Below are 21,742 nucleotides of genomic sequence, written 5' to 3'. Positions count from 1 at the left end.
CGGCGAACGCGTTGGCGGCGCGTGCCTGGGCTTGCGACTTGCACGCGCAGTTGCCTGAGCCGCAGCCGCCCCCCAGGGGGACTTCCTTCGGGGCGCCGGCAGGGGAGTTGAACTGGTCGGACATGGTGAACTCCTGGAGTCAGGCCGCGGCCGCTTTGGTGGCGTGGTCGGCAGTGGGATCGGCGGCGAGACCGAAGTCTTCAGGGAAATGATCGAGCGCGGACAGCACCGGATAGGGCGTCATGCCGCCCATCGCGCACAGCGAGCCGGCTACCATCGTGTCGCACAGATCGCGCAGCAATTGCACCTGACGCGTCGACGTGTCGCCGTTGCGAATCCGCGCGATCACCTCGACGCCGCGCGTCGAGCCGATCCGGCACGGTGTGCATTTGCCGCACGATTCGAGCGCGCAGAAGTGCATCGCGTATTGCGAGAGTTCGGCGAGGTTCGACGTGTCGTCATGCACGACCAGACCGCCGTGGCCGATTACCGCGCCGACTGCCGCATACGCCTCGTAGTCCATCGGAATGTCCCACTGGCTTGGCGGCAGATAGGTGCCGAGCGGACCGCCGACCTGCACCGCGCGCGCCGGCCGGCCGCTCGCGGTGCCGCCGCCGAAGTCGTCGAGCAGTTCGCGCAAGGTCACGCCGAACGCGAGTTCGACGAGGCCGCCTCGCTTGATGTTGCCGGCTAGCTGGAACGGCAGCGTGCCACGCGAGCGGCCCATGCCGAAGTCTTTATAGAACGCGGCGCCGCGCGCGAAGATGATCGGCACGGTGGCGAGCGTGATCGCGTTGTTGATCACGGTGGGCTGGCCATAGAGACCCACGAGTGCGGGCACCGGCGGCTTTGCGCGGACGATGCCGCGCTTGCCTTCGAGCGATTCCAGCATCGCGGTTTCCTCGCCGCACACATACGAGCCCGCGCCTTTCGCGACGAACAGCTCGAAACGCTGCCCGCTCGAGAGCACGCAGTCGCCGAGCCAGCCGGCTGTGCGCGCACGGGCGATGGCAGCTTCGAGCGTCGCGATCGAGTGCGGGTATTCGCTGCGCACATAGATGTAGCCGACGCTCGCGCCGGTCACGATGCCCGCGATGATCATGCCTTCGATCAGCATGTACGGATCGCTTTCCATCACGAGCCGATCGGAGAAGGTGCCCGAGTCGCCTTCGTCGGCATTGCAGACGATGTACTTCTGCGCTGCCTTGGCTGCGCGCACGGTGCGCCACTTGATCCCGGCCGGGAAGGCCGCGCCGCCGCGGCCGCGCAGACCCGATTCGATCAAGGCTTCGCAGGCGGTGTCGCCGTCGGCTTGCAGCGCGTTGCGCAGGCCTTCGAGGCCACCGTGCGCGACGTAGTCGTCGATGGAGAGCGGATCGGTGATGCCGATGCGCGCGAAGGTCAGGCGCTGCTGCTTCTTCAGATACGGAATCTCGTCGACCACGCCGACGCGCCGCGCATGCTCGCCGCCGTCGATGAAGCCCGCGTCGAACAACGCGGCGACGTCTTCCACGTCGACATTCGCATAGCCGATGCGGCCTTCGGGCGTCGCAACTTCGACGAGCGGTTCGAGCCACAGCAACCCGCGCGAACCGTTGCGGATCAGTTCGATCGCAATGCCGCGGCGCGCGGCTTCGCTGGCGATGGCTTCGGCCAGCGCATCGGCGCCGAGCGCGAGCGCCGAGGAATCTCGCGGAACATAGATGCGCGTCATGCCGGCACCTCCACGCATTTGCGGGCAGCGGCGAGCAGCGCGTCGAATTTTTGCGGCGACACGCGCGCGTGCAGCGTGCCGTTGAGCATCATCGCCGGCGACAGCGCGCATTGGCCGAGGCAGTACACCGATTCGAGTTCCACCGTTGCGCCCTCATGGTGACCGGCGTCGAAGCGGCATCCGGTGTGCGCCTCGATGTGCCGGGCAAGCGCCTCGGTGCCCATGCTGCGGCACGCTTCGGCGCGGCAAAGCTGCACCGTGACGGGCGCGGCGGGCGTGGTGCGAAAGTGATGGTAGTAGGTGATGACGCCGTGTACTTCCGCACGCGACAGGTTCAGCGCACGTGCGAGCGGCGCAACCGCGTCGGGCGGCACGTAGCCGAGTTCGTCCTGGATCGCGTGCAGCACGGCAAGCAGGGAACCACCACGGCGACTATGCCGCTCAATCAACTCGCTAAAATCGGCCAAAATGTTCTCCTGCGGAGCGGTGTTGGGATGCCTTCACGTTCGGATCCGACATTGCATTGCGAACATCCGCGTTTCTTTAATGGCTCTCACTCATGCGAACCGAGAGGCAACAGTTGAAAGTCGTCTTCCGATACTTTGCTGGGCGCAGCAGAGTTCAGAATCCAGCGGCGTCGCATCGGATACAAGATGACCTTCGCGGACACGCCGGCCAACATCGAAATACACGCAACGAAGACGAACACCGTGTTCCAGCCTCCTTGCGCCGCCAACAGCGAAGCCACTGGCACCATCATCGCGGCGGTGCCTTTGGCCGTATAGAGCGTGCCGGCATTGCCTGCGGCATATTTCCCACCAAACGTGTCGGCACAGGTTGCCGGAAAGTTCGAGAAGACATCGCCGTAGCACAGAAAGACGAGCCCGGAAAACGTGATGAACAAATAGGGGTTATGGCCAAAATGCATCAGCCCCAACAAAGCCAGCCCTTGTCCGAGAAAGGTCATGAACATGGTGTTCTCACGCCCGATCCGATCGGAGATGAAACCGCATAGCGGGCGTGTGAAGCCGTTGCACAGATTGTTGATCGACAGCGTCATCGCTAGCAGCGGCAACATCACGCTCAGCACGCTGACCGGCATCGTCGAAAAACCGTATGACTTGGCGATCGGACCGATCTGAGCTGTAGCAATGATCCCACCTGACGCGACGCACGCGAACATGACGTACATCACCCAGAAAACCGGTGCACGAACCATCTGTTTGGTCGTGTAGTCAGTTTTCGTTGCGACAATGCGCTTGGCACCCGCCGCATGCGCCGGCGGCTTCGGGCGCACCAGCAAGGTTGCCAGCAGAAGAATGCAGACGCCCTGAAACACGCCGAAGAACACAAACGCATGCTCGTAGCCGGAGCGCTGGATCATGTTGGAAATCGGAATCACCGTCAGCGCCGCGCCGGCGCCAAAGCCCGCCGCAGTCAGACCCGCAGCGAGCCCGCGCTTGTCCGGAAACCACTTGAGCGCCGTGCCCACACAGGTGCCGTACACACACCCTGCTCCGACACCGGCAATCACAGCAGCGACGTAAAGCACCGGCAGACTCGGCGCATAGGCATCGAGAACCCAGCCGAGCGCCGCGCAGATCGACCCACCGATCACCACCGGACGAGGACCGAATTTGTCCACCAGCCAGCCTTCGACGGGCACCAGCCAGGTCTCGGTAACGATAAAAATCGAAAACGCCAACTGGATCGCTGCTTGGCCCCAGTGATGTTTGGCGTCCATCGGGACGACAAAGAGGGTCCACGCGTATTGAAGGTTTGCTATGAGCCCCATGCACGCGATGCCGGCCGCCAGTTGGACCCACCGGTTATGCCGGCGTGCCGTATAGCCGCTAAAGGCTGTTTCAGTGTGTGCCACGTTCTTTGTCTCCGTCTATTGACTTGTTTGATTGCCTGATAAAAACACCTGTCCGTCTACGCAGGACACCCATGATGCTTGAAGACCGTTCCGGGTGAACTCCTGCGCGCGTTGCCATCACGGACAGCTGATTGATGTCGCGGCGCGCTGCACTGGCAGCCGGTTCGAAACCCTGGCTCCTTTAAGGCTTAAGCCATGATGGATGGCATCAACAATTAACGAAAATTAAAGATTCTTATGCTTTGGATTGGCCATCACTTATGCACTCGATAAGCTTGCAGGTGGCGCCGCCGAGCGCGCCTGGTTTCATGCTGCACGTCGTTGTGAGGCTTGCGCCTGGCGGTATAACCCGGAAATCAGATCCGTCGGCGAGATCATCCCTACGAGTTGCCGGTTCGCATCCAGCACAGGAACAAGGTGTGACACGTCTATGTCTCCGTCTACCCTCTGCACTTCGTGCCCGGCGTCGCTCAGACTTGGGCAATGCGCAGCAGATTGGTGGTACCCGATTCGCCGAACGGCATGCCCGCTGCGATCGCCAGCTGATCGCCTGAATTGGCAAAACCCAGCCTCGCGGCAATGCCGCACGCGGCACTTACCATCTCATCGACCGATCCGACGTCAGGGCTGACCGTGGAATGCACGCCCCAAACCAGCGCAAGACGCCGCGCCGTCGACAGCTTCGGCGTGATGCTGAGAATCGGCGCGGCCGGCCGCTGACGGGCAGCCCGCAGGCTGGTGTGTCCGGATGTCGTGTATGTGACCGTTGCAACCGCAGCGATGGTCCGTGCAACATCGCGCAGTGCCGCGCAGATCGCGTCGCCCGGTGTGCCGAGCGGAAGCTCGTGCTGGGCATCGAGCAGGTTCCGGTAGAGCGGATCATGTTCGACCTCCTTGATGATCCGCTCCATCATCGCCACGGCCTGCACCGGGAAGCCACCGCTGGCCGATTCCGCAGACAGCATGACCGCGTCCGCGCCATCGTAGATGGCCGTCGCGACGTCCGATGCCTCGGCACGCGTGGGCACCGGGGCTGAAATCATCGATTCGAGCATCTGCGTCGCGACGATCACCGGTTTGCCATGGCTGCGGCAGGATCGAAGGATGCGCTTCTGCATGCCCGGCACGCGCTCGGGTGGAAGCTCGACGCCCAGGTCGCCGCGTGCCACCATCACGGCGTCGGCGGCATTCACGATCTCGTCGAGCCGCTCGAGCGCCGCCGGCTTTTCCAGCTTGACCATGAGCCCCGCGCGTTCGCCGATGAGCGCGCGCGCGCCGATCAAATCTTCCGGACGCTGGACGAACGACAGCGCAATCCAGTCAGCGCCCAGTGACAACGCAAATTCCAGATCGATCAGGTCCTTCTGGGTCAGCACGGGAATCGGCAAGATCGCGTCGGGAACATTCACCCCTTTTCGATCCGACAGGATTCCGCCGTGCATCACCCGGGTGCGGATCCGCTCGCCGCTGTTGTCGAGCACTTCCAGGCGCAATTTGCCGTCGTCGAGAAGCAGCGACTGGCCAGCGGCGACCACCTCGAAGAGCTCCGGATGGGGCAAGCAGACGCGCTTGACGTCACCGTGCGCCGGGTTCCGGTCGAGCGCGAATTCCGCGCCCTCGGCGAGCATTACCCTGCCTTCAGCGAAAGGACCCACGCGCAACTTCGGTCCCTGCATGTCCGCGAGAATCGAAATGGGCCGGCCCGCAGTATGTTCGACCTCGCGAACAAGCTCATACCGGCGCCGGTGATCCTCGTGCGAACCGTGGCTAAAATTCAGCCGGAAGACATCCGCACCGGCGCGAACGAGTTGCGCAATTGTTTCGAGATTGGAGGTCGCGGGGCCGAGGGTCGCGACGATCTTTGCTTTGCGTAGGCGGATCATGATCGATCAGTAATGTGAAGTTAGGGGGGAGTGAGCGCGGTAACAGCGTGTCAAGCGTCAAGCTGCCTGAGCAACGCATCGACGCTGCCCTTAGCATCGCCGAACAGCATCCGCGTGTTGTCCTTGTAGAAGAGCGGGTTGTCCACGCCCGCATAGCCGGTCGCCATGCTGCGCTTGGATACGACCACCGTGCGCGCCTTCCACACTTCGAGCACCGGCATCCCCGCGATCGGACTGCCCGGATCTTCGAGCGCACCCGGGTTCACGATGTCGTTGGCGCCGATCACGAGCACGACATCCGTGTTGGTGAAGTCGTGGTTGATTTCATCCATTTCGAGCACGATGTCATATGGCACCTTCGCTTCTGCAAGCAGCACGTTCATGTGGCCCGGCAACCTGCCGGCGACCGGATGGATACCGAAACGCACCCTCACGCCGAGACCGTCGAGCTTGCGCGTGATTTCGCTGATGGTCGCCTGCGCCTGCGCCACGGCCATCCCGTAGCCGGGCACGATGATGACCTCGGACGCATCGCGCAGAATCGCGCTAACTTCGTCAACCGTGGTGGGTACCACCTCTCCCGCGACGTCCGCGGAACGCGTGCCGCTAGCCGCACCGAAGCCGCCGAGAATGACCGACACAAAACTGCGGTTCATCGCGCGGCACATGATGTAGCTGAGAATCGCGCCGCTCGAGCCGACCAGCGCGCCGGTCGTGATCAACAGGTCGTTGCTCAACATGAAGCCCGTGGCGGCGGCCGCCCATCCGGAATAGCTGTTCAGCATCGACACGACGACCGGCATGTCGGCGCCGCCGATGGCCATCACCAGATGCACGCCAAGCGCCGCAGCGAGCACGATCATCACGAGCAACGCGAGAACGCCGTCCGCGCCTGACGGCACCGTGAGGAACCGGTAGCCGATCGCGACGCACAGTACCAGCACGGTCAGGTTCAGCAGATGCCGGCCCGGCATCACGAGCGGTTTGCCGCTGATCGTGCCCTGCAGCTTCAGAAACGCGACGATCGAGCCCGTGAACGTGATCGTGCCGATAAAGACGCCAAGATAGATCTCGGACAGGTGGATCACCCGCTCCGCGCCGCCGGACTGGCCGGCCGGCATCAGAAAGTTGGTGAAGCCGATCAGCACCGCGGCCAGCCCGACAAAGCTGTGCAGTATCGCGACCAGCTGCGGCATCTGTGTCATCTCGACGCGCCGTGCCAGCAGTGCGCCGACGGCTGCGCCGATCACGGCCGCCGCCAGCACGACTGCCAGCCCCGCGCCTTGCGCGATCAGCAGCGTGGCGAGGACCGCGATCAGCATGCCCACCACGCCGTACAGATTGCCGCGGCGCGCGCTCGTCGGATGACTCAGTCCGCGCAGACTCAGGATAAACAGTGTGCTCGCGCCTAAATACGCAATGTTGCCGATTCCGTTCAACATGAGTTTTCCTTAGTTGCGCTGGAACATCTTCAACATGCGCTGGGTCACGAGAAACCCCCCGGCGATATTAATCGTGGCGATCAGCAACGCGACACCGCCGAGCACCGTCACCAGCAGGTTCGGTGTGCCAAGTTGCAGCAGCGCGCCGATCACGATGATCCCGCTGATCGCATTGGTCACGCTCATCAGCGGCGTGTGCAAGGCCGGTGTCACGTTCCAGACCACCTGATAGCCGACGAATACCGCCAGCACGAACACGGTCAGATGCGCGACAAACGCCGGCGGCGCGACCGCGCCGAGCGCCGGCAGCGCCAACACCGCGATCGCCAGCAGCACCAGCGACGTGTGGCGCGAACGGCGCGAGGCGGCGGCCTGCTGGTTGGCGTCGATCGGGCTCGTGACGGGCTTCACCGGCGGCGCGCGGTGCGTCGCGATCGCGGCTTGTTTCGGCGGGGGCGGCGGCCAGCTAACAACGCCTTGATGCACGACCGTCGCACCTCGCATCACGTCGTCACCCATGTCGATGCACGGCACGCCATCTTTCTGCGGTGTCAGATCGGCCAGCAGATGACGGATATTCGTGCCGTAGAGCTGACTCGACTGCGTCGCCATCCGGCTCGGCAAGTCGGTATAGCCGACGATCGTCACGCCTTTGACGGCTACCACCTCGCCGGGTTGCGTCAGTTCGCAATTGCCGCCTTGCTCCGCTGCCATGTCGACGATCACGCCGCCCGGCCGCATGGTCTCCAACATGGCTGCGGTAATCAGCTTGGGCGCGGGCTTGCCAGGAATCAGCGCGGTGGTGATGATGATGTCGACGTCCTTCGCCTGCGCCGCGAACAGCGCCATTTCCGCTTCGATGTACTTCGCGCTCATTTGCTTCGCGTAGCCGCCTGAACCGCTGCCGTCTTCATCAACGTCCAGTTTGAGAAACTCGGCGCCCATGCTTTCGACCTGCTGCTCGACCTCGGGGCGCGTGTCGAATGCGCGCACGATCGCGCCCAGACCGCGCGCCGCACCGATGGCGGCGAGGCCAGCAACACCCGCGCCGATCACCATCACCTTCGCGGGCGGCATCTTGCCCGCTGCAGTGATCTGTCCGGTGAATACGCGCCCGAAGTGCTGCGCGGCTTCGATCACCGCGCGGTAACCGGCCATGTTCGCCATCGAGCTGAGCGCATCGAGCTTCTGCGCGCGCGAGATGCGCGGCACGCAGTCCATCGCCAGCACGCTAGCGCCGCCGGCCGCGAGATGCTCGAGCAGCACCGCGTTCTGCGCGGGCCAGATGAAGCTGATCAATATCGCGCCCTTCTTCAGCAACGCCCCTTCATCGACACCGAGCGCCGGATTAAACTCCGGCGCACGCACCTTGATCACGATATCGGCATCGGCCCACAGGGCACGGGTATCGGTGACGACTTGCGCGCCAGCCGCGCGATATGCATCGTCGTCGAACGCCGCCCTTAGGCCCGCGCCCGCCTCGACGCTCACTGCGAAACCGAGCTTCAGCAACTGACCGACGGTTTCGGGCGTCGCCGCGACGCGACGTTCCCCGGCGCGAATCTCGCGCGGTACTGCAATCGTCATCGCCATATCAGATTTCCGTTGACAGCGCGTTCGACAGCACGCCGATACCGTCGATCGACACGTCGACCGTCGAGCCGTCCTTGATCGAGCCGACACCAATCGACGTACCGCAAGCGATCACGTCGCCGGGCAGCAACGTCATATCGTGCGAGATCAGGCTCACCTGTTCCGCAGGCGAAAAGATCATGTCCGCCAGCGGGTAGTTCTGCCGCTCCACCTCGTCGAGCCGCGTCACGACACTGGCCGTACGCCAATCGAAGTCGCGCTGGATCACGGGTCCGATACAACTGAACGTATCGAAACCCTTCGAGCGGCACCATTGCGCAAAGTTGACATCCTCGTTCAGCAATTCGGCCGCCGTCACGTCGTTGATACAGGTGAAGCCAAAGATGTGATCGTTTGCCTCTTCCACCGATACGTTGCGACAGCGTTTGCCGATTACGATCGCAAGCTCCCCTTCGTACGCGATCTTGCCACTGTAGTCTTTCGGACGACGAATGGGTTCGCCTGGACCGATCACCGACGTCGGCGGCTTGATCAGGAACAGCGGGTGGGACGGCGCGGCCTTGCCAAGTTTCTCCGACAGCGCATGGAAGTTATTCCACAGCGCGACGACCTTAGTCGGAACACACGGGTTGAGCAGCGTAACGTCGTCCCGGCTCAACACGTTGCCGCTTGGGACGGCGTCACCGAACATATCTCCTTCGTATTCGGTGACGCGATGTCTTTCCTGCACGCCGAAGCCCATCTGGCCATCGGCGAGCCGAAAACGTATCCACGATTTCATCGGAATGTCTCCTGCGCGATTCATTGGGGTGCACTGACGCGGCCCGGGCGGGTCGCGCCGCAACATCTTGTCCCGCGCGTCAGACGCGCGGTCAGGCACGGCTTACGCTGTCATAACGCGCCGACCGCACGCAAATGCGCGATCTGGTCCGGCGAATAGCCGAGCTCGGCCATCACCTCGTCGGTGTGCTCGCCTAGCAGCGGCGACCGCGTAACTTCAGTGGGACTGTCCGACAGCTTGATCGGATTGCCGACCGTCAGATACTTGCCGCGCACCGGATGATCGACCTCGACGATCGTGCCGGTCCTGCGCAGCGATGGCTCCTCGGCGATCTCCTTCATCGACAGGATCGGGCCGCACGGAATGTCGTACTTGTTGAGCGTCTCCATCGCCTCGTACTTCGTCCGGGTCATGGTCCAGCGCTCGATCTCGGCAAAAATCTCCTTCAGGCGCGGCAGCCGCGCGGCAGGCGTCGCGTAGTCGGGATCGGTGGCCCATTCCTCCTTGCCGATCACATTGCAGATCTTCGCCCATACCGGCGCCTGGGCGATGAAGTAGATGTACGCGTTCGGGTCCGCCTCCCAGCCCTTGCACTTCAGAATCCAGCCCGGCTGACCACCGCCGGAAGCATTGCCGGCGCGCGGCACCGCTTCGCCGAAGGTGCCGTTCGGATGTTGCGGATACTCCCGCATCACGCCCGTGCGTTCGAGCCGCTGCTGGTCGCGCAGCTTCACGCGGCACAGATTCAGCACGCCGTCCTGCATCGCGGCGAGCACGTATTGACCACGCCCCGTCGTCTTGCGCTGATAGAGCGCCGTGACGATGCCGAGCGCAAGATGCAGCCCGGTGCCGCTGTCGCCGATCTGCGCGCCGCTCACGACCGGCGGGCCGTCGTCGAAGCCGGTGGTCGACGCCGCACCGCCCACGCATTGCGCGACGTTCTCGTAGACCTTGCAGTCCTCATACGGCCCGGGACCGAAGCCCTTGACCGACGCCACGATCATGCGCGGGTTCAGTTCCTGGATACGCTCCCAGCTGAAGCCCATCCGCTCGAGCGCGCCCGGCGCAAAATTCTCCACCAGCACATCGCACCTCCGGATCAGCGCTTCGAGAACCCGCTTGCCTTCCGGGTTCTTCGTGTCGATCGTCACCGAGCGCTTGTTGTGGTTGAGCATCGTGAAGTAAAGACTGTCCGCCTCCGGGATGTCGCGCAGCTGCTCACGCGTGACATCGCCTGCGCCCGCCCGCTCCACCTTGATCACATCGGCGCCGAACCACGCCAGCAACTGCGTGCACGTCGGACCCGATTGCACATGCGTGAAATCTAGAATCCTCACGTCCTCCAATGCCTTGCCCATGTTACGTCTCCCTAAATTGATCTGTATCTGGTCTGAGCATCGCGCGCCCATTACGCCTCTGATCTCCACCTGGCCACAACGGTACCGCTAGCGTTACCGGGTTGCCGGATTGAGCAGCGCCATCGCCACGCGACGCGCGCCGGCAATGGCCGCCGCTTCGCTTTCAAAGACGACCTCGTCGACAACCTGCCGGTAGGGCAGGAGGTTGTGTTGCGCCTGATGCTTTTCTTCGACCGTGCGGATTGCAAAATAAGCAGCCCATCCGCCGTTGTGGATCAACTGCATCGCGGACAGCTCAAGCCGATATTGCCCAAATACCTCTATGTGCATTGGATTCCTCATGGTAGATCGTCACGATAGCCGGCCAACCGGATCCGGGCGGCCCGGAGCGCGGTTCTCGACCGTCCCGGAACGCGCGTTCGGACATGGCATGACTGCGCCTTTCACGCTCCAACGCGGGCTTCCAGTTCGGCAAGGCGTTTGCGCAGATTGCGCTCCTCCTGGAAACGACTGGTTTCATCGCGAATCACCGCAACGATCCCGGTCAACTCATGTTCCGGTGAATGCAGCAGCGCAACCGTAAACGCGATCGATAGGGAGCGCCCCGCTTTATCCACCGCAGGAACGCGCAGCACATCGTTACCGTAGCGGGTTTGCCCGCTTGCCATCGTCTTGTGATAGCCATCCCAGTGACGCCCGCGCAAACGTGCCGGAATAATCAGGTCCAGTGACTGCCCCATGGCCTCGCTTTGCGTGAAGCCAAACATGCGCTCGGCAGCCGGGTTCCACAGTGTGATGCGCCCCTGAGCGTCCGAAATGATGATTGCATCGCCGACTGCTCCTACCAATTGCTCAAAGTCGATGGCTGTTTGCATAGGGCTACCTGGATTCGAAAAGACTACTGTTCAGTCACTACGGCGTCCATCCAGGGCGCCGCACCTGCACACCCCGACAATGAGAGCCCGGCTACTCCGAGCTCTGCCTGCCAGCGCCGTCAGACAGCCTTGATTTCCCGCAGATTGAAGACTTGCTGCTTGCTATATCCAAGGCTCGCCAGCACCTCGTCGGTGTGCTCGCCGAGCAACGGCGACGCGGTGATTTCAGGCTGAAGATCGGAGAACTTGATCGGGCTGCCGACCGTGAGGTAGGAGCCGCGCTTCTTGTGCTGGACCTCCACGATGGTGCCGCTCGCGCGCAACGACGGATCGTTCGCCAGTTCCTTCATCGTCAGCACCGGCGCACACGGAATATCGAATTTGCGCAGGATGTCGACCGCCTCGAACTTGGTCTTGTGGGCGAGCCACGCCTCAATGGTCGCGAAGATATCGAAGATATGCGGCTGACGCGCCTCGGCCGTCTTGTAGGCCGGATCGTCGATCCACTCGGGCTTGCCCAGCGCCTTGCAGATCGGCTCCCATGCGTGGCCCTGGATGGTGAAGTAGATATACGCGTTTGGATCCGTTTCCCAGCCCTTGCACTTCAGAATCCAACCTGGCTGGCCGCCGCCGCCGGCATTGCCGCCGCGCGGCACCACGTCGCTGAACGTGCCGTGCGGATACTGCGGGTATTCCTCGAGGTAGCCGACCCGATCGAGACGCTGCTGGTCGCGCAATTTGACGCGGCACAGGTTCAGCACGCTGTCCTGCATCGACACCGCCACCTTCTGGCCCTTGCCGCTTTTATCGCGGCCGATCAGTGCGGTCAGAATGCCGATCGCCAGATGCATGCCGGTGTTGCTGTCGCCCAGCGCCGCTGCGCTGATCGTCGGCGGGCCATCCCAGAAGCCAGTGGTGGAAGCCGCACCGCCTGCGCATTGGGCGACGTTCTCGTAGACTTTCAGGTCATCGTAATGATGGCCGTCGCTGAAACCCTTCACCGATGCCACGATCATCTTCGGGTTGAGTTCGTTGAGGCGCTCCCAGGAGAAGCCCATCCGGTCGAGCGCGCCTGGGCCGAAATTCTCCACCAGCACATCGGATTCGCGAATCAGCTTTTCGAGCACTTCCTTGCCTTCGGGCTTCTTGGTGTCCAGCGTCAGCGATTTCTTGTTGCTGTTCAACATCGTGAAATACAGCGCGTCGGCGTCGGGAATATCGCGCAACTGATTGCGCGTCACGTCGCCTGAGCCGGGGCGTTCAACCTTGATCACGTCAGCGCCGAACCAGGCCAGCATCTGCGTGCATGCGGGACCCGCCTGTACGTGGGTGAAGTCGATTATCTTGATTCCGTCGAGGGGATTGGTCACTTTGCTTTTCCTGATGATTAATGGCGTTACTTCTTCATCGCCGCACTTTGGGGGTTGAGATTCGTCAAGCGGCCGCTCTCCGTTCCCGCTGCTTCGTCGATGACGGCGTTGATGAGCGTCGGCTTTCCCGACTTGATGGATTCGATCAGCGCCTTCTCCAACTCCTCTGGCGTCGTGACGTGATAGCCGATGCCGCCGAACGCCTCGATCATCCTGTCGTAGCGCGCACCCTTGACGAAAACCGTCGGCGCCACGTCCTTGCCTCCGGAGTGGTTGACGTCGGTGCCGCGATAAACGCCGTTGTTGTTGAAGACGATCGTGCAAACCGGCAAGTCGTAACGGCAGATCGTCTCGATCTCCATGCCGCTGAAACCGAATGCGCTGTCGCCCGCAACCGCGATCACCTGCTTGCCGGTCTCGACCGCCGCGGCGACCGCGTAACCCATGCCAATGCCCATAACCCCCCACGTACCGACATCCAGGCGCTTGCGCGGCTTGTACATGTCGACAATGGCGCGGGCATAGTCCAGCGTGTTGGCCCCTTCGTTGACGAGCGTGATATCCGGGTTCGCCTTGATCACATCGCGAATCACGCGCAGCGCGCTGTGGAAATTCATTGGCGTTGGATTCCTGGCGAGCATCTCGGCCATCTTCGCCAGATTCTTGTCCTTGCGTTCCGCGAGTGTGTCGATCCACTCCGCGCCAGGCTTCGGGAAGCTCGAATCGATGCCAGCCAGGAGGGCCGACACGCAAGAACCGATGTCGCCGATCACCGGCGCGGCAATGGGCACGTTGCTGTCGATTTCCGTCGGCGTGATGTCGATCTGGATGAATTGCTTCGGCGCGCCCCACGTCTTGCCCTTGCCGTGCGACAGCAGCCAGTTCAAGCGAGCGCCGATCAGCATGACGACGTCCGATTCCGCGAGCACGAACGAGCGCGCGGCCGAGGCCGATTGCGCATGGTTGTCGGGCAGCAGGCCTTTGGCCATGGACATCGGCAGATACGGAATGCCGGTCTTTTCGACGAGCGCACGAATCTCGGCGTCGGCTCGCGAATAAGCGGCACCTTTGCCCAGAATGATCAGCGGACGCTTGGCGCTCCTCAGCAAATCGAGAGCACGCCCGACAGCGTCAGGCGCCGGAAGCTGGCGTGGCGCCGGGTCAACGACGTGTACGAGTGAGTTCCGGCCCTTCGCGGCATCGATGGTCTGCGCGAGCAGCTTGGCGGGCAGGTCCAGGTAGACGCCGCCGGGACGCCCGGATACGGCCGCGCGGATCGCACGCGCAACCCCGATGCCGATGTCCTCGGCGTGCAGCACGCGATAGGCCGCCTTGGCGTGCGGTTTCGCGACGTTCAGTTGATCCATCTCTTCGTAGTCGCCCTGCTGCAGGTCGACGATCTCGCGCTCGCTCGAGCCGCTGATCAGGATCATCGGGAAACAGTTGGTCGTTGCATTAGCAAGCGCCGTGAGCCCGTTCAGGAAGCCGGGCGCGGAAACGGTCAAGCAGATTCCGGGCTTCTGCGTCAAGAAACCGGCAATTGCGGCGGCATTGCCCGCGTTCTGCTCGTGTCGAAAGCTGATGACGCGCATCCCCTCGGCTTGAGCGAGCCGCGTCAAGTCGGTGATGGGAATACCCGGCAGACCATAGATCGTGTCGATGCCGTTCAGTTTTAGCGCATCGATGACCAGATGAAATCCGTCGGTCATTTCGGTTGTCCCGCGTTTCTGTGCTTCTTCTGCAGCGCTCTGCAGGGTGCTCCCAGCTTCTGCCATGACGTCTCTCCTCCTTGGCGGGGCGTTGTGTGATCCGTGATATACAATATTCCACATACAGTATTAGTCAAGCGGATTTTTGGGGACGGGGTCGATTGTTGCAGCGCGGCTGGCCGCATTCGCATGAGGCGAAAGGGAATCACGCACGAACTGTTTGCATTGCACAAACGGGCTGCGGACGGAGATTAACGACGAGTACTGGAATTTCGGCGTCACCTTCGGACGAATTGCTAGCCGCGTGCCGCCGAAATACATAAGTCAATAGTTATCGTTTATACAAAAAACTTTAACTATCGTATATTGATTGGCGATCCTATCCTTCATCCAAGCCATCCGACTGAAGGAGAAAATCATGGGCCGCTTACACCTTGACGGACTCGAAACCTTGCGCGACCACGCCGTGCAGGCGCGACTTTGTGCCTACAACATGGCTTTCTCCGAACTGGGTCTGCGTTTCCGTTGGGACGCGCAAACCTTCGCATCACTCGCAACGATCGACGACGAACGGGCGCGCATCGCCGCGTATATCAAGGCTCATCATTCGCATTTGCTGAACGCCTACAGCGCGGAATTTCTGAGTCAGGCCATTCTCGACAGGAAGAACGCGCATACCCTGGGAGGTTTCGCGGCAAACGGAAAAATTGCGAATGTGAGTCGCGCGTCGGACTCGTCGCAAGGCTATTCGCGGAGGGCGCGCGTGCCAGACGAGCCGGGTGTGCCTGCGCTCGCGGGCGCTTAAGGCGCGTTCAGCGACGTGGCCGGCATCTGCCCGTTCGCGCTGGCCCACAGTGCTTCTACCGACTGGGCAGTGGATGCGCCGGCACCTGCGAATAGAGCCCACGCTGCTGCCGCGTTCGGCCTGAGCGAACGGTTGCGACGGCGCACGAGCATCGTCAGCATCACCTCCGGGAGCAGCGGGAGCGACACGAGACGTTCGGATGGAGCGGGCCAGTGCGCGTCGACCGGCAGTATGCCGACACCGAGCCCCAGTTCGATCATCGGCAGTACAGCGGCGACGTGACCCAGTTCCTGTATCGGTCGCCCTCGGACGCAATGTGTGCTCAAGGCACGTTCGACGACGCTGTGGCTTCCGGCATCGGAATTGAGCGTCATGAGCGGCACGTCGCTCAGTGCGCTTCAGGCGAGCGTGGTGCGTCGCGCAAGCGGATGCTCGTCGGACAAGACAGCACAGAGGGGTTAAGAAGAGCGCTTGCGCGTGCAACTGGTCGGTCGCCAAAGGCTCCGCGTCCGACACCACGCCGAAGTCGACTTCCCCTTGTTCGACGCGGGTCAACACCGCGCATTGCGGCCGGTCCTGTACCGACACGATCAGATCAGGAAATGCCTCAGCACTGCGTGAAAGACCGCCTGGCACCCAGTTCGTTGACAGCATTGGATTGCTGACGATGACCACCACGCCGGTGTGCCCTTCATACGCGGCCCGATTTTCGCGTAACGTCAGATCGATATCATCAAGCAGGCGACCGATGCGGCACGCGAGGCTCGCACCCGCCGTCGTCAATTCGACCTGCCGCGTCGTCCGGTCGAACAGTTTCAGTTCGATCGCTTCTTCGAGTTCGCGCACGCACCGGCTCACCGCAGACTGCGTGAGGTCGAACTCGCGCGCCGCGCGCGTAAAGCTTCGCTCACGCGCGACGGCGACAAATACTTTTAACTGTTGCAACGAAACGTTCATCAGGCAACCAAACGGGCGCTATTCACTCGTCTGCTCGCGCTATTGGCCTTAGGTGCGAAGGGCGGTTTGCGCTGGTCGGGGCCTGATGGTTGATATCGTCGAGGCACCCGGTCTCCATGCCAGGGTCATTGCTGAATTACCAATAGTTAAAGGTGGTTACTATATTGATTCACATTCGCCTATATATCGGCCATGACTATGAGAAACGCGACACTCCGGCAGTTGAAGGTCTTCGAGACGGTGGCCCGCCGCCTGAGCTTCTCGCGTGCCGCGGAAGAACTTCATCTGACCCAGCCGGCTGTCTCCACCCAGGTCCGGCTACTCGAAGAGCATGCGGGGCTGCCGCTCTTCGAGCAGCTCGGCAAGAAGATCTATCTCACGCCCGCCGGCCACGAGATGCTTCACTACAGCCGCGCAATCATCCAGCAGTTCCACGAAGTGGACCAAGCGATGGGTCAGCTGAAAGGCGTCTCCGGCGGCAAGCTCAATGTCGCCGTGATCAGCGCGGGCGACTACTTCTTCCCGCGCCTGCTCGCCGAATTCACGCGCCGCTATCCGGGCGTGGTCCTTAATCTGGCGGTACACAATCGCGAGGAACTGCTGCATCAGCTCGCGACCAATCAGACCGACCTCGCGGTGATGGTGCGCCCGCCGCATGAGATGGACACCACCAACGAACCGTTTGCACCGCACCCGTATGTGATCGTCGCAGCGCCATCGCATCCACTCGCGCACAAGCGCAACATCACGATGAGTCAATTGGCGGGGGAAGCCTTCATCGTTCGCGAGCACGGCTCCGATACGTGGAATTCGATGGAAGAAGGTTTTGCCGGACGAATCGCCAATCTGAAGATCGCGATGGAGATCAAGAGCACTGAGACGATCAAGCAGGCTGTGATTGCCGGCATGGGCATCGCGTTCCTGTCCGCGCATACGATCAGCCTCGAATTGCAGGTGGGCAACCTCGTCGTGCTCGACGCCCAGGGCTTTCCGGTGATGTTCAACTGGTACGTCGTGCACCGGAAGAACAAGCGTCTGCCGCCCGTTGCGGTCGCCTTCAAGCGCTTCCTGATGGAAGAAGGCGCGGACCTGATCGAGAACATCACACGCGTGAAGGCGCTCAGCGCGAGTAAGCAACAGGCTTTGGATCGCCTGTAAAACTTCATTTATTGCAAGTTCGTCGCCAGCTCTATGTTTTCTCACTCGTCTGCACGGGAGCCGGGCCGTGAATCACGCTTCGTTTGTGTCTCGTTCCGGCGCGCACAATATCTTTGGCGGCTGCGATATCGGCCGCGATAGCGCCATTCGACTCCGCTGCGATACGCGCTCGTGCGTACAACGTCCTGCGTGTCGTCGCGCAGTGCCCATGGTTGCGCGAATTCGTCGCCGAGCAGCGGGTGCATTTGATCGTCGCGCCATTCGAAGCGCCCGAGCCCGCCACGTCGCTGCACGAGGCCGCAGCGCGCATGAGACCGGTGGCCGTGTGGTGCGGCGAGCGCGTGAAGAGGCACGTCGGCGGCGGCTGCCATCATCAGATGCGCGCCCAGTGCAGCAGCCAGTCCGCTCATCGCGAGCAACGCGGCGAGCCCGAAGGTCTGCGTGGGTTCCGTTACGAAGCCGTAGCCAAGACATACACACAGCACGAGTGCCGTGAGGTTGACGACGGTATAGCCGGGACGCGCTCGCGCGCGCCCGCCTATCGCACCGCGCAGTTTGCAGAACGCGATCGTCGATGGGGCGAAGATCAGCGCGCCGATAAAGACCACGGCGCACAACTCGACACGCTCCACAGCCGCCTTAGCATATGCAGTCGCCGACAGGTACCCCGCGAAACCGCCGGAAATGGCGGCGAGGCCCATACCGATGCCGAGAGACGCCACGAGATACGGCCTGCGTGTGAGGGTCGCGCCGCCGCACGCGCCAGGCGCCCAGCACCGCGCCCGCGATCGCCGCCGCGATAACGTCGCTTCCAGCACCGACGCCCGCCGCGAGCAGCCCGGCAAGCGCTGCGGTCGGGAGCATCGCACACAGATGGCCGTGCCGGCGGCCGCGTTGGCGGACGCCGCGAGCCTCGCCTGAACGACGACACATCGCAGCAAGGACGACGGAGCGCACATGCCGCAAGGGTGGGGGAATACCGTGTGGGCAGGAAGGGGTTTTCTACTGGCTATCGAACTGGCTGCGGTGCTGGCCGGCACGGAGCAATTGGCGGTCGCGTCGCGGGGGCGCGGGTGAGAGCCGGAGCGAGAGACAACAAGCATGGGGGCGCTACCGTCGCGCAAACCATCGTAGCGAGCCCGGGTCAGACGACCTGCATCGGCATTGGCGGCGATCCGGCGAAACCCACGAACTTCATCGATGGCACACAAAAACAACAAGGCCAGTGGTGACAGCACCGCTGGCCTTGTTGCTTTTGACAAGCCAACGTCAATCCAGAAAGTCGCAGTTCGCTTCGACGAACGCTGCAAGATCGAGCGAATGCTGGCGCACGAGCCGCTCGACCAGTTCGGTATCGCGCCGCTCGAGCGCCTCGATGATTCGACGATGATCGGCGATAGAACGCGCTGCCCGATCGCTCCGCGAAATCGTCATCCGGCGCATCGCACGCACGTGAATGAAGATGTTCTTGATCGTGTCGAGGATGATCTGCGACTTCGACAGCTCGACGATTGCCTGATGAAAGGCAATGTTGGCGTCCGAGTATTCGGCAATGTGCTCGGCAGGCGCGGTGTCGCCCAATTTGTCGAACATATGGCGCAGGCGCGCGATTTCCTCGTCCGTTGCATGTAGCGTGGCCAGGCGCGCCGCCATGCTTTCGAGCGCGGCCCACATCTGGACCATCTCGACGATCTCACGTTTGCTCTTGCGCACGATGTAAATGCCGCGGCGCGGCACTGTGCGCAGAAAGCCTTCCTGTTCGAGCTGCGTCATCGCTTCGCGCACTGGTGTGCGGCTCACGCCGAGCGATTCGCACAACACGCGCTCGTCGAGTCGAATTTCTTCGCGCGTCTGGTAGATGTCAGTATCGGCAATGGCCTGGCGCAGCATTGCGTAGGCCTTATTGCGCAAGCTCGCGCTTGCCCCGATCGGCTGCAGTGACAGCGTCAACGACGCGGCCAATGCTTCAGTTTCAAGTTCTGACGACACTGATCGCCTCTTGTTGAATATGCGCACGATACGTTGCCGCTGTCCTGGTCGAACTGAACTCCCCGTCCACTGCGCCCAACCCGGCGAAACGGCCATGTTGTGATGCGCGTTCCACGACCCGCTGCGGAATCCACCAGCTCAGCAGGACGGTAGCGGCAGAGCCTAACCCTACGACGGCGACGGCAAACAGCGCCAGAAAAACAAAATCCATTTGTAGCTCCGAATGATTGAGTCACGAGACTACTGAATCATATGTTGCATCGCCGCAAACGTCAATATTCTGTATTCAGTATATCACACATCGTTGTCTTCGCTATTGCCTGACTGCAGCTTGGTGGTGACACATAAGACGCGTCCCGGCGGCTTGACGGGCCATAGACTTGCGCCCCTCTGGCTGCGCAGCAGGTATCTGAGGCCACGCCGATCCGGTATCGTGCGCACGAGCCCAAACTCCAGAGGCTCATCACACGCGGCCTATTCATAAGTCTTCGTTTATCGTTATCGATGAAAACATCAATTATCATTCATTGCTTGCCGCTCCTATTCTGTAATCACCGCCGTCGCAACGCGCAAAAGTAGTCGCAATCGATCTGTCGACCAGCGCAAGCAGGGGAGCGGTTGAAGGAGAAGGCCATGAACACCGCCGAGAAGTCTCTGCGCCACCTGGTAGAAAAATGGCTTGCGCCCACCCCGACGGTGCGGATCCGCGTAGTCCAGTTTGGTCGCATGCGCGCAGACAAGATGCGCTATGCGCACATCGAGGCATCGACTCTGACCGGAACGCGCGCAATATTCTTCTTTCGACATGCTGACGGATGCTGGTGCGTGTTTCCGCCTCAGATCGCGCGGCCGTCGATGACAGGTTATCCGCTGTCAGCGTGACCCTCCGGCATGACCGTTCTCGAACGGCTCAAAATGTGGTTCTTTTGCATTAAGGCGGTCCGCTATGATGGGGGGCGGAACGACACGAACGACAGAAAGCTCGATGAACACGTTGAATCCGGCGGGGGCCCGAGTGCTGAAACGACTGCATTATCCGCTCGACGTGATTCTGACTTGCGTGCGCTGGTACGTGGCCTATCCGCTGAGCCTTCGGCACCTTGAAGACATGATGGCTGAGCGCGGCGTTTCGGTCGACCATTCGACTGGCACCACTGGGCCATCAAGCTGTTGCCGGTGCTGAAGAAAGCGTTTCGCCGCCGCAAGCGGCCGGTGGGTACGAGCTGGCGGACGGACGAGACGTACCTCCGCGTCAAGGGGCAATGGCGGTATCTTTACCGGGCCGTCGCGACATGGACGGCAACACCATTGACTTTCTGCTACGCGCCCATCGTAACAAGACTGCGGCCCGGCGTTACTTTGAGCGATCGATCGCCCGGAGCGGTGTACCCAAAACGGTAACCATCGACAAAAGCGGCGCCAATCTCGCCGCGCTCGAAGCGATCAATGCCGATCGTGGAGCGCCCATCAAGATCCGCCAGTCCAAATATCTCAATAACCTGGTCGAGCAGGACCATCGGGCGATCACGCGACGAACGCGGCCCATGCTAGGGTTCAAGACCTTTCGCTGTGCCCGGCTTGTTCTGGCCGGCATTGAGATTATGCAGACGATCGCCAAAGGACAGATGGAATGGGCTCGCGGAACCCACCCGTCCGCCCCGGATCAATTCTACGAGCTCGCAAGATAAGCAGTACTTTGCATATCGATTCCGCTCGCTCTTTGAGCCTTACCGCGACAAAGCCCAAATTGGCGCGGCCTATCTGCCGTCATTTCACGGATGGGAGCGCCTTTGGATCTTCTCGTCGAATCCTCAATAAAGGCATTCGGTTCGAATCCGGCTTACTCTCAGTGCGCTGCCGTTACTCGACGCGGCCGTACCCCACCCGCGCCTGTTCAGTGATGCGCGAAAAGATGCGTCGAATCAGATGCCGGCGCGATGCGTCTGCCGGACTGCGAAGCATCACTGGTTGCGCTTCCCATGCCGGAATCTGACCCGGCGCCTGCGACATTTTTTCTGGCAATGCGAGCCTCTGCCGCCTGTATGTCCGACGGGTAAGTCGACGTATCACGTTTTGCGGGATAGTACCCAGCATTCCCGATCTGGATCAGTTCAGCGCGGACTTGTGCGCGCGTGATCGGAGCACTGGCATGTCGGGCAAAAGCAACGACCGGGACGCCCAGCATAATGGCCGTGGCGAAGGTAAGGAGAACATATTTCATGACAGTTC

At 61.9% G+C, this 21,742-nt stretch carries 19 protein-coding genes and 3 pseudogenes; 5 read left to right on the top strand and 17 right to left on the bottom strand.

Annotated elements, in window-relative coordinates; genetic code table 11:
• Positions 1-139 precede the first annotated feature (139 nt).
• From HDG37_RS36195 to oxc, 12 genes are all read right to left on the bottom strand, one after another.
• Complete coding sequence (locus tag HDG37_RS36195; protein ID WP_184056043.1) at positions 140-1,714, bottom strand: NADH-quinone oxidoreductase subunit NuoF; 1,575 nt, start codon at positions 1,712-1,714, stop codon at positions 140-142.
• The gene (locus HDG37_RS36190; protein WP_184056054.1) at positions 1,711-2,184 is read right to left on the bottom strand and encodes an NAD(P)H-dependent oxidoreductase subunit E; all 474 of its coding nucleotides are present in this window, start codon (positions 2,182-2,184) and stop codon (positions 1,711-1,713) included. Before HDG37_RS36190 ends, HDG37_RS36195 begins: the two co-directional genes overlap by 4 nt.
• 83 nt (positions 2,185-2,267) lie before the next feature.
• Entirely contained in the window at positions 2,268-3,593 is a 1,326-nt protein-coding gene (gene oxlT, locus HDG37_RS36185; protein ID WP_184056041.1) for an oxalate/formate MFS antiporter, read from the bottom strand.
• 470 nt (positions 3,594-4,063) lie between these two features.
• A complete protein-coding gene (gene pyk, locus HDG37_RS36180; RefSeq protein WP_184056039.1) occupies positions 4,064-5,476 on the bottom strand; it encodes a pyruvate kinase in 1,413 nt (470 codons plus the stop codon).
• 50 nt (positions 5,477-5,526) lie between these two features.
• Positions 5,527-6,918: a Re/Si-specific NAD(P)(+) transhydrogenase subunit beta gene (pntB, locus tag HDG37_RS36175; RefSeq protein ID WP_184056037.1), complete on the bottom strand. Its 1,392-nt coding sequence runs from the start codon at positions 6,916-6,918 to the stop codon at positions 5,527-5,529.
• Positions 6,919-6,927: 9 nt separating this feature from the next.
• On the bottom strand, positions 6,928-8,511 hold the full coding sequence (locus HDG37_RS36170; protein ID WP_184056035.1) for a Re/Si-specific NAD(P)(+) transhydrogenase subunit alpha: 1,584 nt from the start codon (positions 8,509-8,511) through the stop codon (positions 6,928-6,930).
• Between the two features lies 1 nt (position 8,512).
• Positions 8,513-9,292: a fumarylacetoacetate hydrolase family protein gene (locus HDG37_RS36165; RefSeq protein ID WP_184056033.1), complete on the bottom strand. Its 780-nt coding sequence runs from the start codon at positions 9,290-9,292 to the stop codon at positions 8,513-8,515.
• Positions 9,293-9,402: 110 nt separating this feature from the next.
• Positions 9,403-10,650, bottom strand: a complete 1,248-nt coding sequence (gene frc, locus HDG37_RS36160; protein ID WP_184056031.1) for a formyl-CoA transferase — start codon at positions 10,648-10,650, stop codon at positions 9,403-9,405.
• A 93-nt stretch (positions 10,651-10,743) separates the two neighbouring features.
• Positions 10,744-10,935, bottom strand: coding sequence for a hypothetical protein (locus HDG37_RS36155; protein WP_260335233.1), 192 nt, complete (start codon positions 10,933-10,935; stop codon positions 10,744-10,746).
• Between the two features lie 158 nt (positions 10,936-11,093).
• Positions 11,094-11,525, bottom strand: coding sequence for a PAS domain-containing protein (locus tag HDG37_RS36150; protein WP_184056029.1), 432 nt, complete (start codon positions 11,523-11,525; stop codon positions 11,094-11,096).
• Positions 11,526-11,644: 119 nt separating this feature from the next.
• A complete protein-coding gene (gene frc / locus HDG37_RS36145; RefSeq protein ID WP_184056027.1) occupies positions 11,645-12,895 on the bottom strand; it encodes a formyl-CoA transferase in 1,251 nt (416 codons plus the stop codon).
• A gap of 26 nt (positions 12,896-12,921) precedes the next feature.
• Positions 12,922-14,670, bottom strand: a complete 1,749-nt coding sequence (gene oxc / locus HDG37_RS36140; RefSeq protein WP_184056026.1) for an oxalyl-CoA decarboxylase — start codon at positions 14,668-14,670, stop codon at positions 12,922-12,924.
• Between the two features lie 352 nt (positions 14,671-15,022).
• Here oxc and HDG37_RS36135 point away from each other — a divergent pair, with 352 nt between their 5' ends.
• Positions 15,023-15,409 (top strand): hypothetical protein, encoded by a 387-nt coding sequence (locus tag HDG37_RS36135; protein WP_184056024.1) that lies wholly within the window; start codon positions 15,023-15,025, stop codon positions 15,407-15,409.
• Here the strand turns inward: HDG37_RS36135 and HDG37_RS36130 are convergent.
• A pseudogene (locus HDG37_RS36130) lies at positions 15,406-16,366 on the bottom strand (LysR family transcriptional regulator). The gene HDG37_RS36135 and the pseudogene HDG37_RS36130 overlap by 4 nt on opposite strands.
• Before the next feature lie 192 nt (positions 16,367-16,558).
• On the opposite strand from HDG37_RS36130, the gene HDG37_RS36125 reads away from it, so the two are divergent.
• Positions 16,559-17,524, top strand: coding sequence for a LysR family transcriptional regulator (locus tag HDG37_RS36125; RefSeq protein WP_184056022.1), 966 nt, complete (start codon positions 16,559-16,561; stop codon positions 17,522-17,524).
• A gap of 41 nt (positions 17,525-17,565) precedes the next feature.
• Here the strand turns inward: HDG37_RS36125 and HDG37_RS36120 are convergent, their stop codons facing one another.
• Positions 17,566-18,246, bottom strand: a complete 681-nt coding sequence (locus HDG37_RS36120; protein WP_311541817.1) for an NAD(P)(+) transhydrogenase (Re/Si-specific) subunit beta — start codon at positions 18,244-18,246, stop codon at positions 17,566-17,568.
• 393 nt (positions 18,247-18,639) lie between these two features.
• Between HDG37_RS36120 and HDG37_RS39855 the strand changes: the two are divergent.
• Positions 18,640-18,726: pseudogene (locus HDG37_RS39855) on the top strand (succinate--CoA ligase subunit alpha); the annotation flags it as partial.
• A 67-nt stretch (positions 18,727-18,793) separates the two neighbouring features.
• Here the strand turns inward: HDG37_RS39855 and HDG37_RS36115 are convergent.
• Together HDG37_RS36115 and HDG37_RS36110 are read right to left on the bottom strand one after the other, a co-directional pair.
• Positions 18,794-19,513: a GntR family transcriptional regulator gene (locus tag HDG37_RS36115; RefSeq protein ID WP_184056020.1), complete on the bottom strand. Its 720-nt coding sequence runs from the start codon at positions 19,511-19,513 to the stop codon at positions 18,794-18,796.
• A complete protein-coding gene (locus tag HDG37_RS36110; protein WP_184056018.1) occupies positions 19,497-19,724 on the bottom strand; it encodes a hypothetical protein in 228 nt (75 codons plus the stop codon). The genes HDG37_RS36115 and HDG37_RS36110 overlap by 17 nt, the downstream gene beginning before the upstream one ends.
• A gap of 422 nt (positions 19,725-20,146) precedes the next feature.
• On the opposite strand from HDG37_RS36110, the gene HDG37_RS36105 reads away from it, so the two are divergent.
• A complete protein-coding gene (locus HDG37_RS36105; RefSeq protein WP_184056016.1) occupies positions 20,147-20,395 on the top strand; it encodes a hypothetical protein in 249 nt (82 codons plus the stop codon).
• Positions 20,396-20,498: 103 nt separating this feature from the next.
• A pseudogene (locus HDG37_RS36100) lies at positions 20,499-21,201 on the top strand (IS6 family transposase).
• 206 nt (positions 21,202-21,407) lie between these two features.
• On the opposite strand, the gene HDG37_RS36095 reads toward HDG37_RS36100, so the two are convergent.
• On the bottom strand, positions 21,408-21,734 hold the full coding sequence (locus HDG37_RS36095) for a DUF4148 domain-containing protein (protein WP_184056014.1): 327 nt from the start codon (positions 21,732-21,734) through the stop codon (positions 21,408-21,410).
• Between the last annotated feature and the right edge of the window lie 8 nt (positions 21,735-21,742).

This window comes from Paraburkholderia sp. MM5384-R2 (assembly GCF_014201025.1).
GTDB lineage: Bacteria > Pseudomonadota > Gammaproteobacteria > Burkholderiales > Burkholderiaceae > Paraburkholderia > Paraburkholderia tuberum.
The sequence above is the reverse complement of the archived record's forward strand: the minus strand, read 5'-3'. Positions and strand labels throughout refer to the sequence as shown.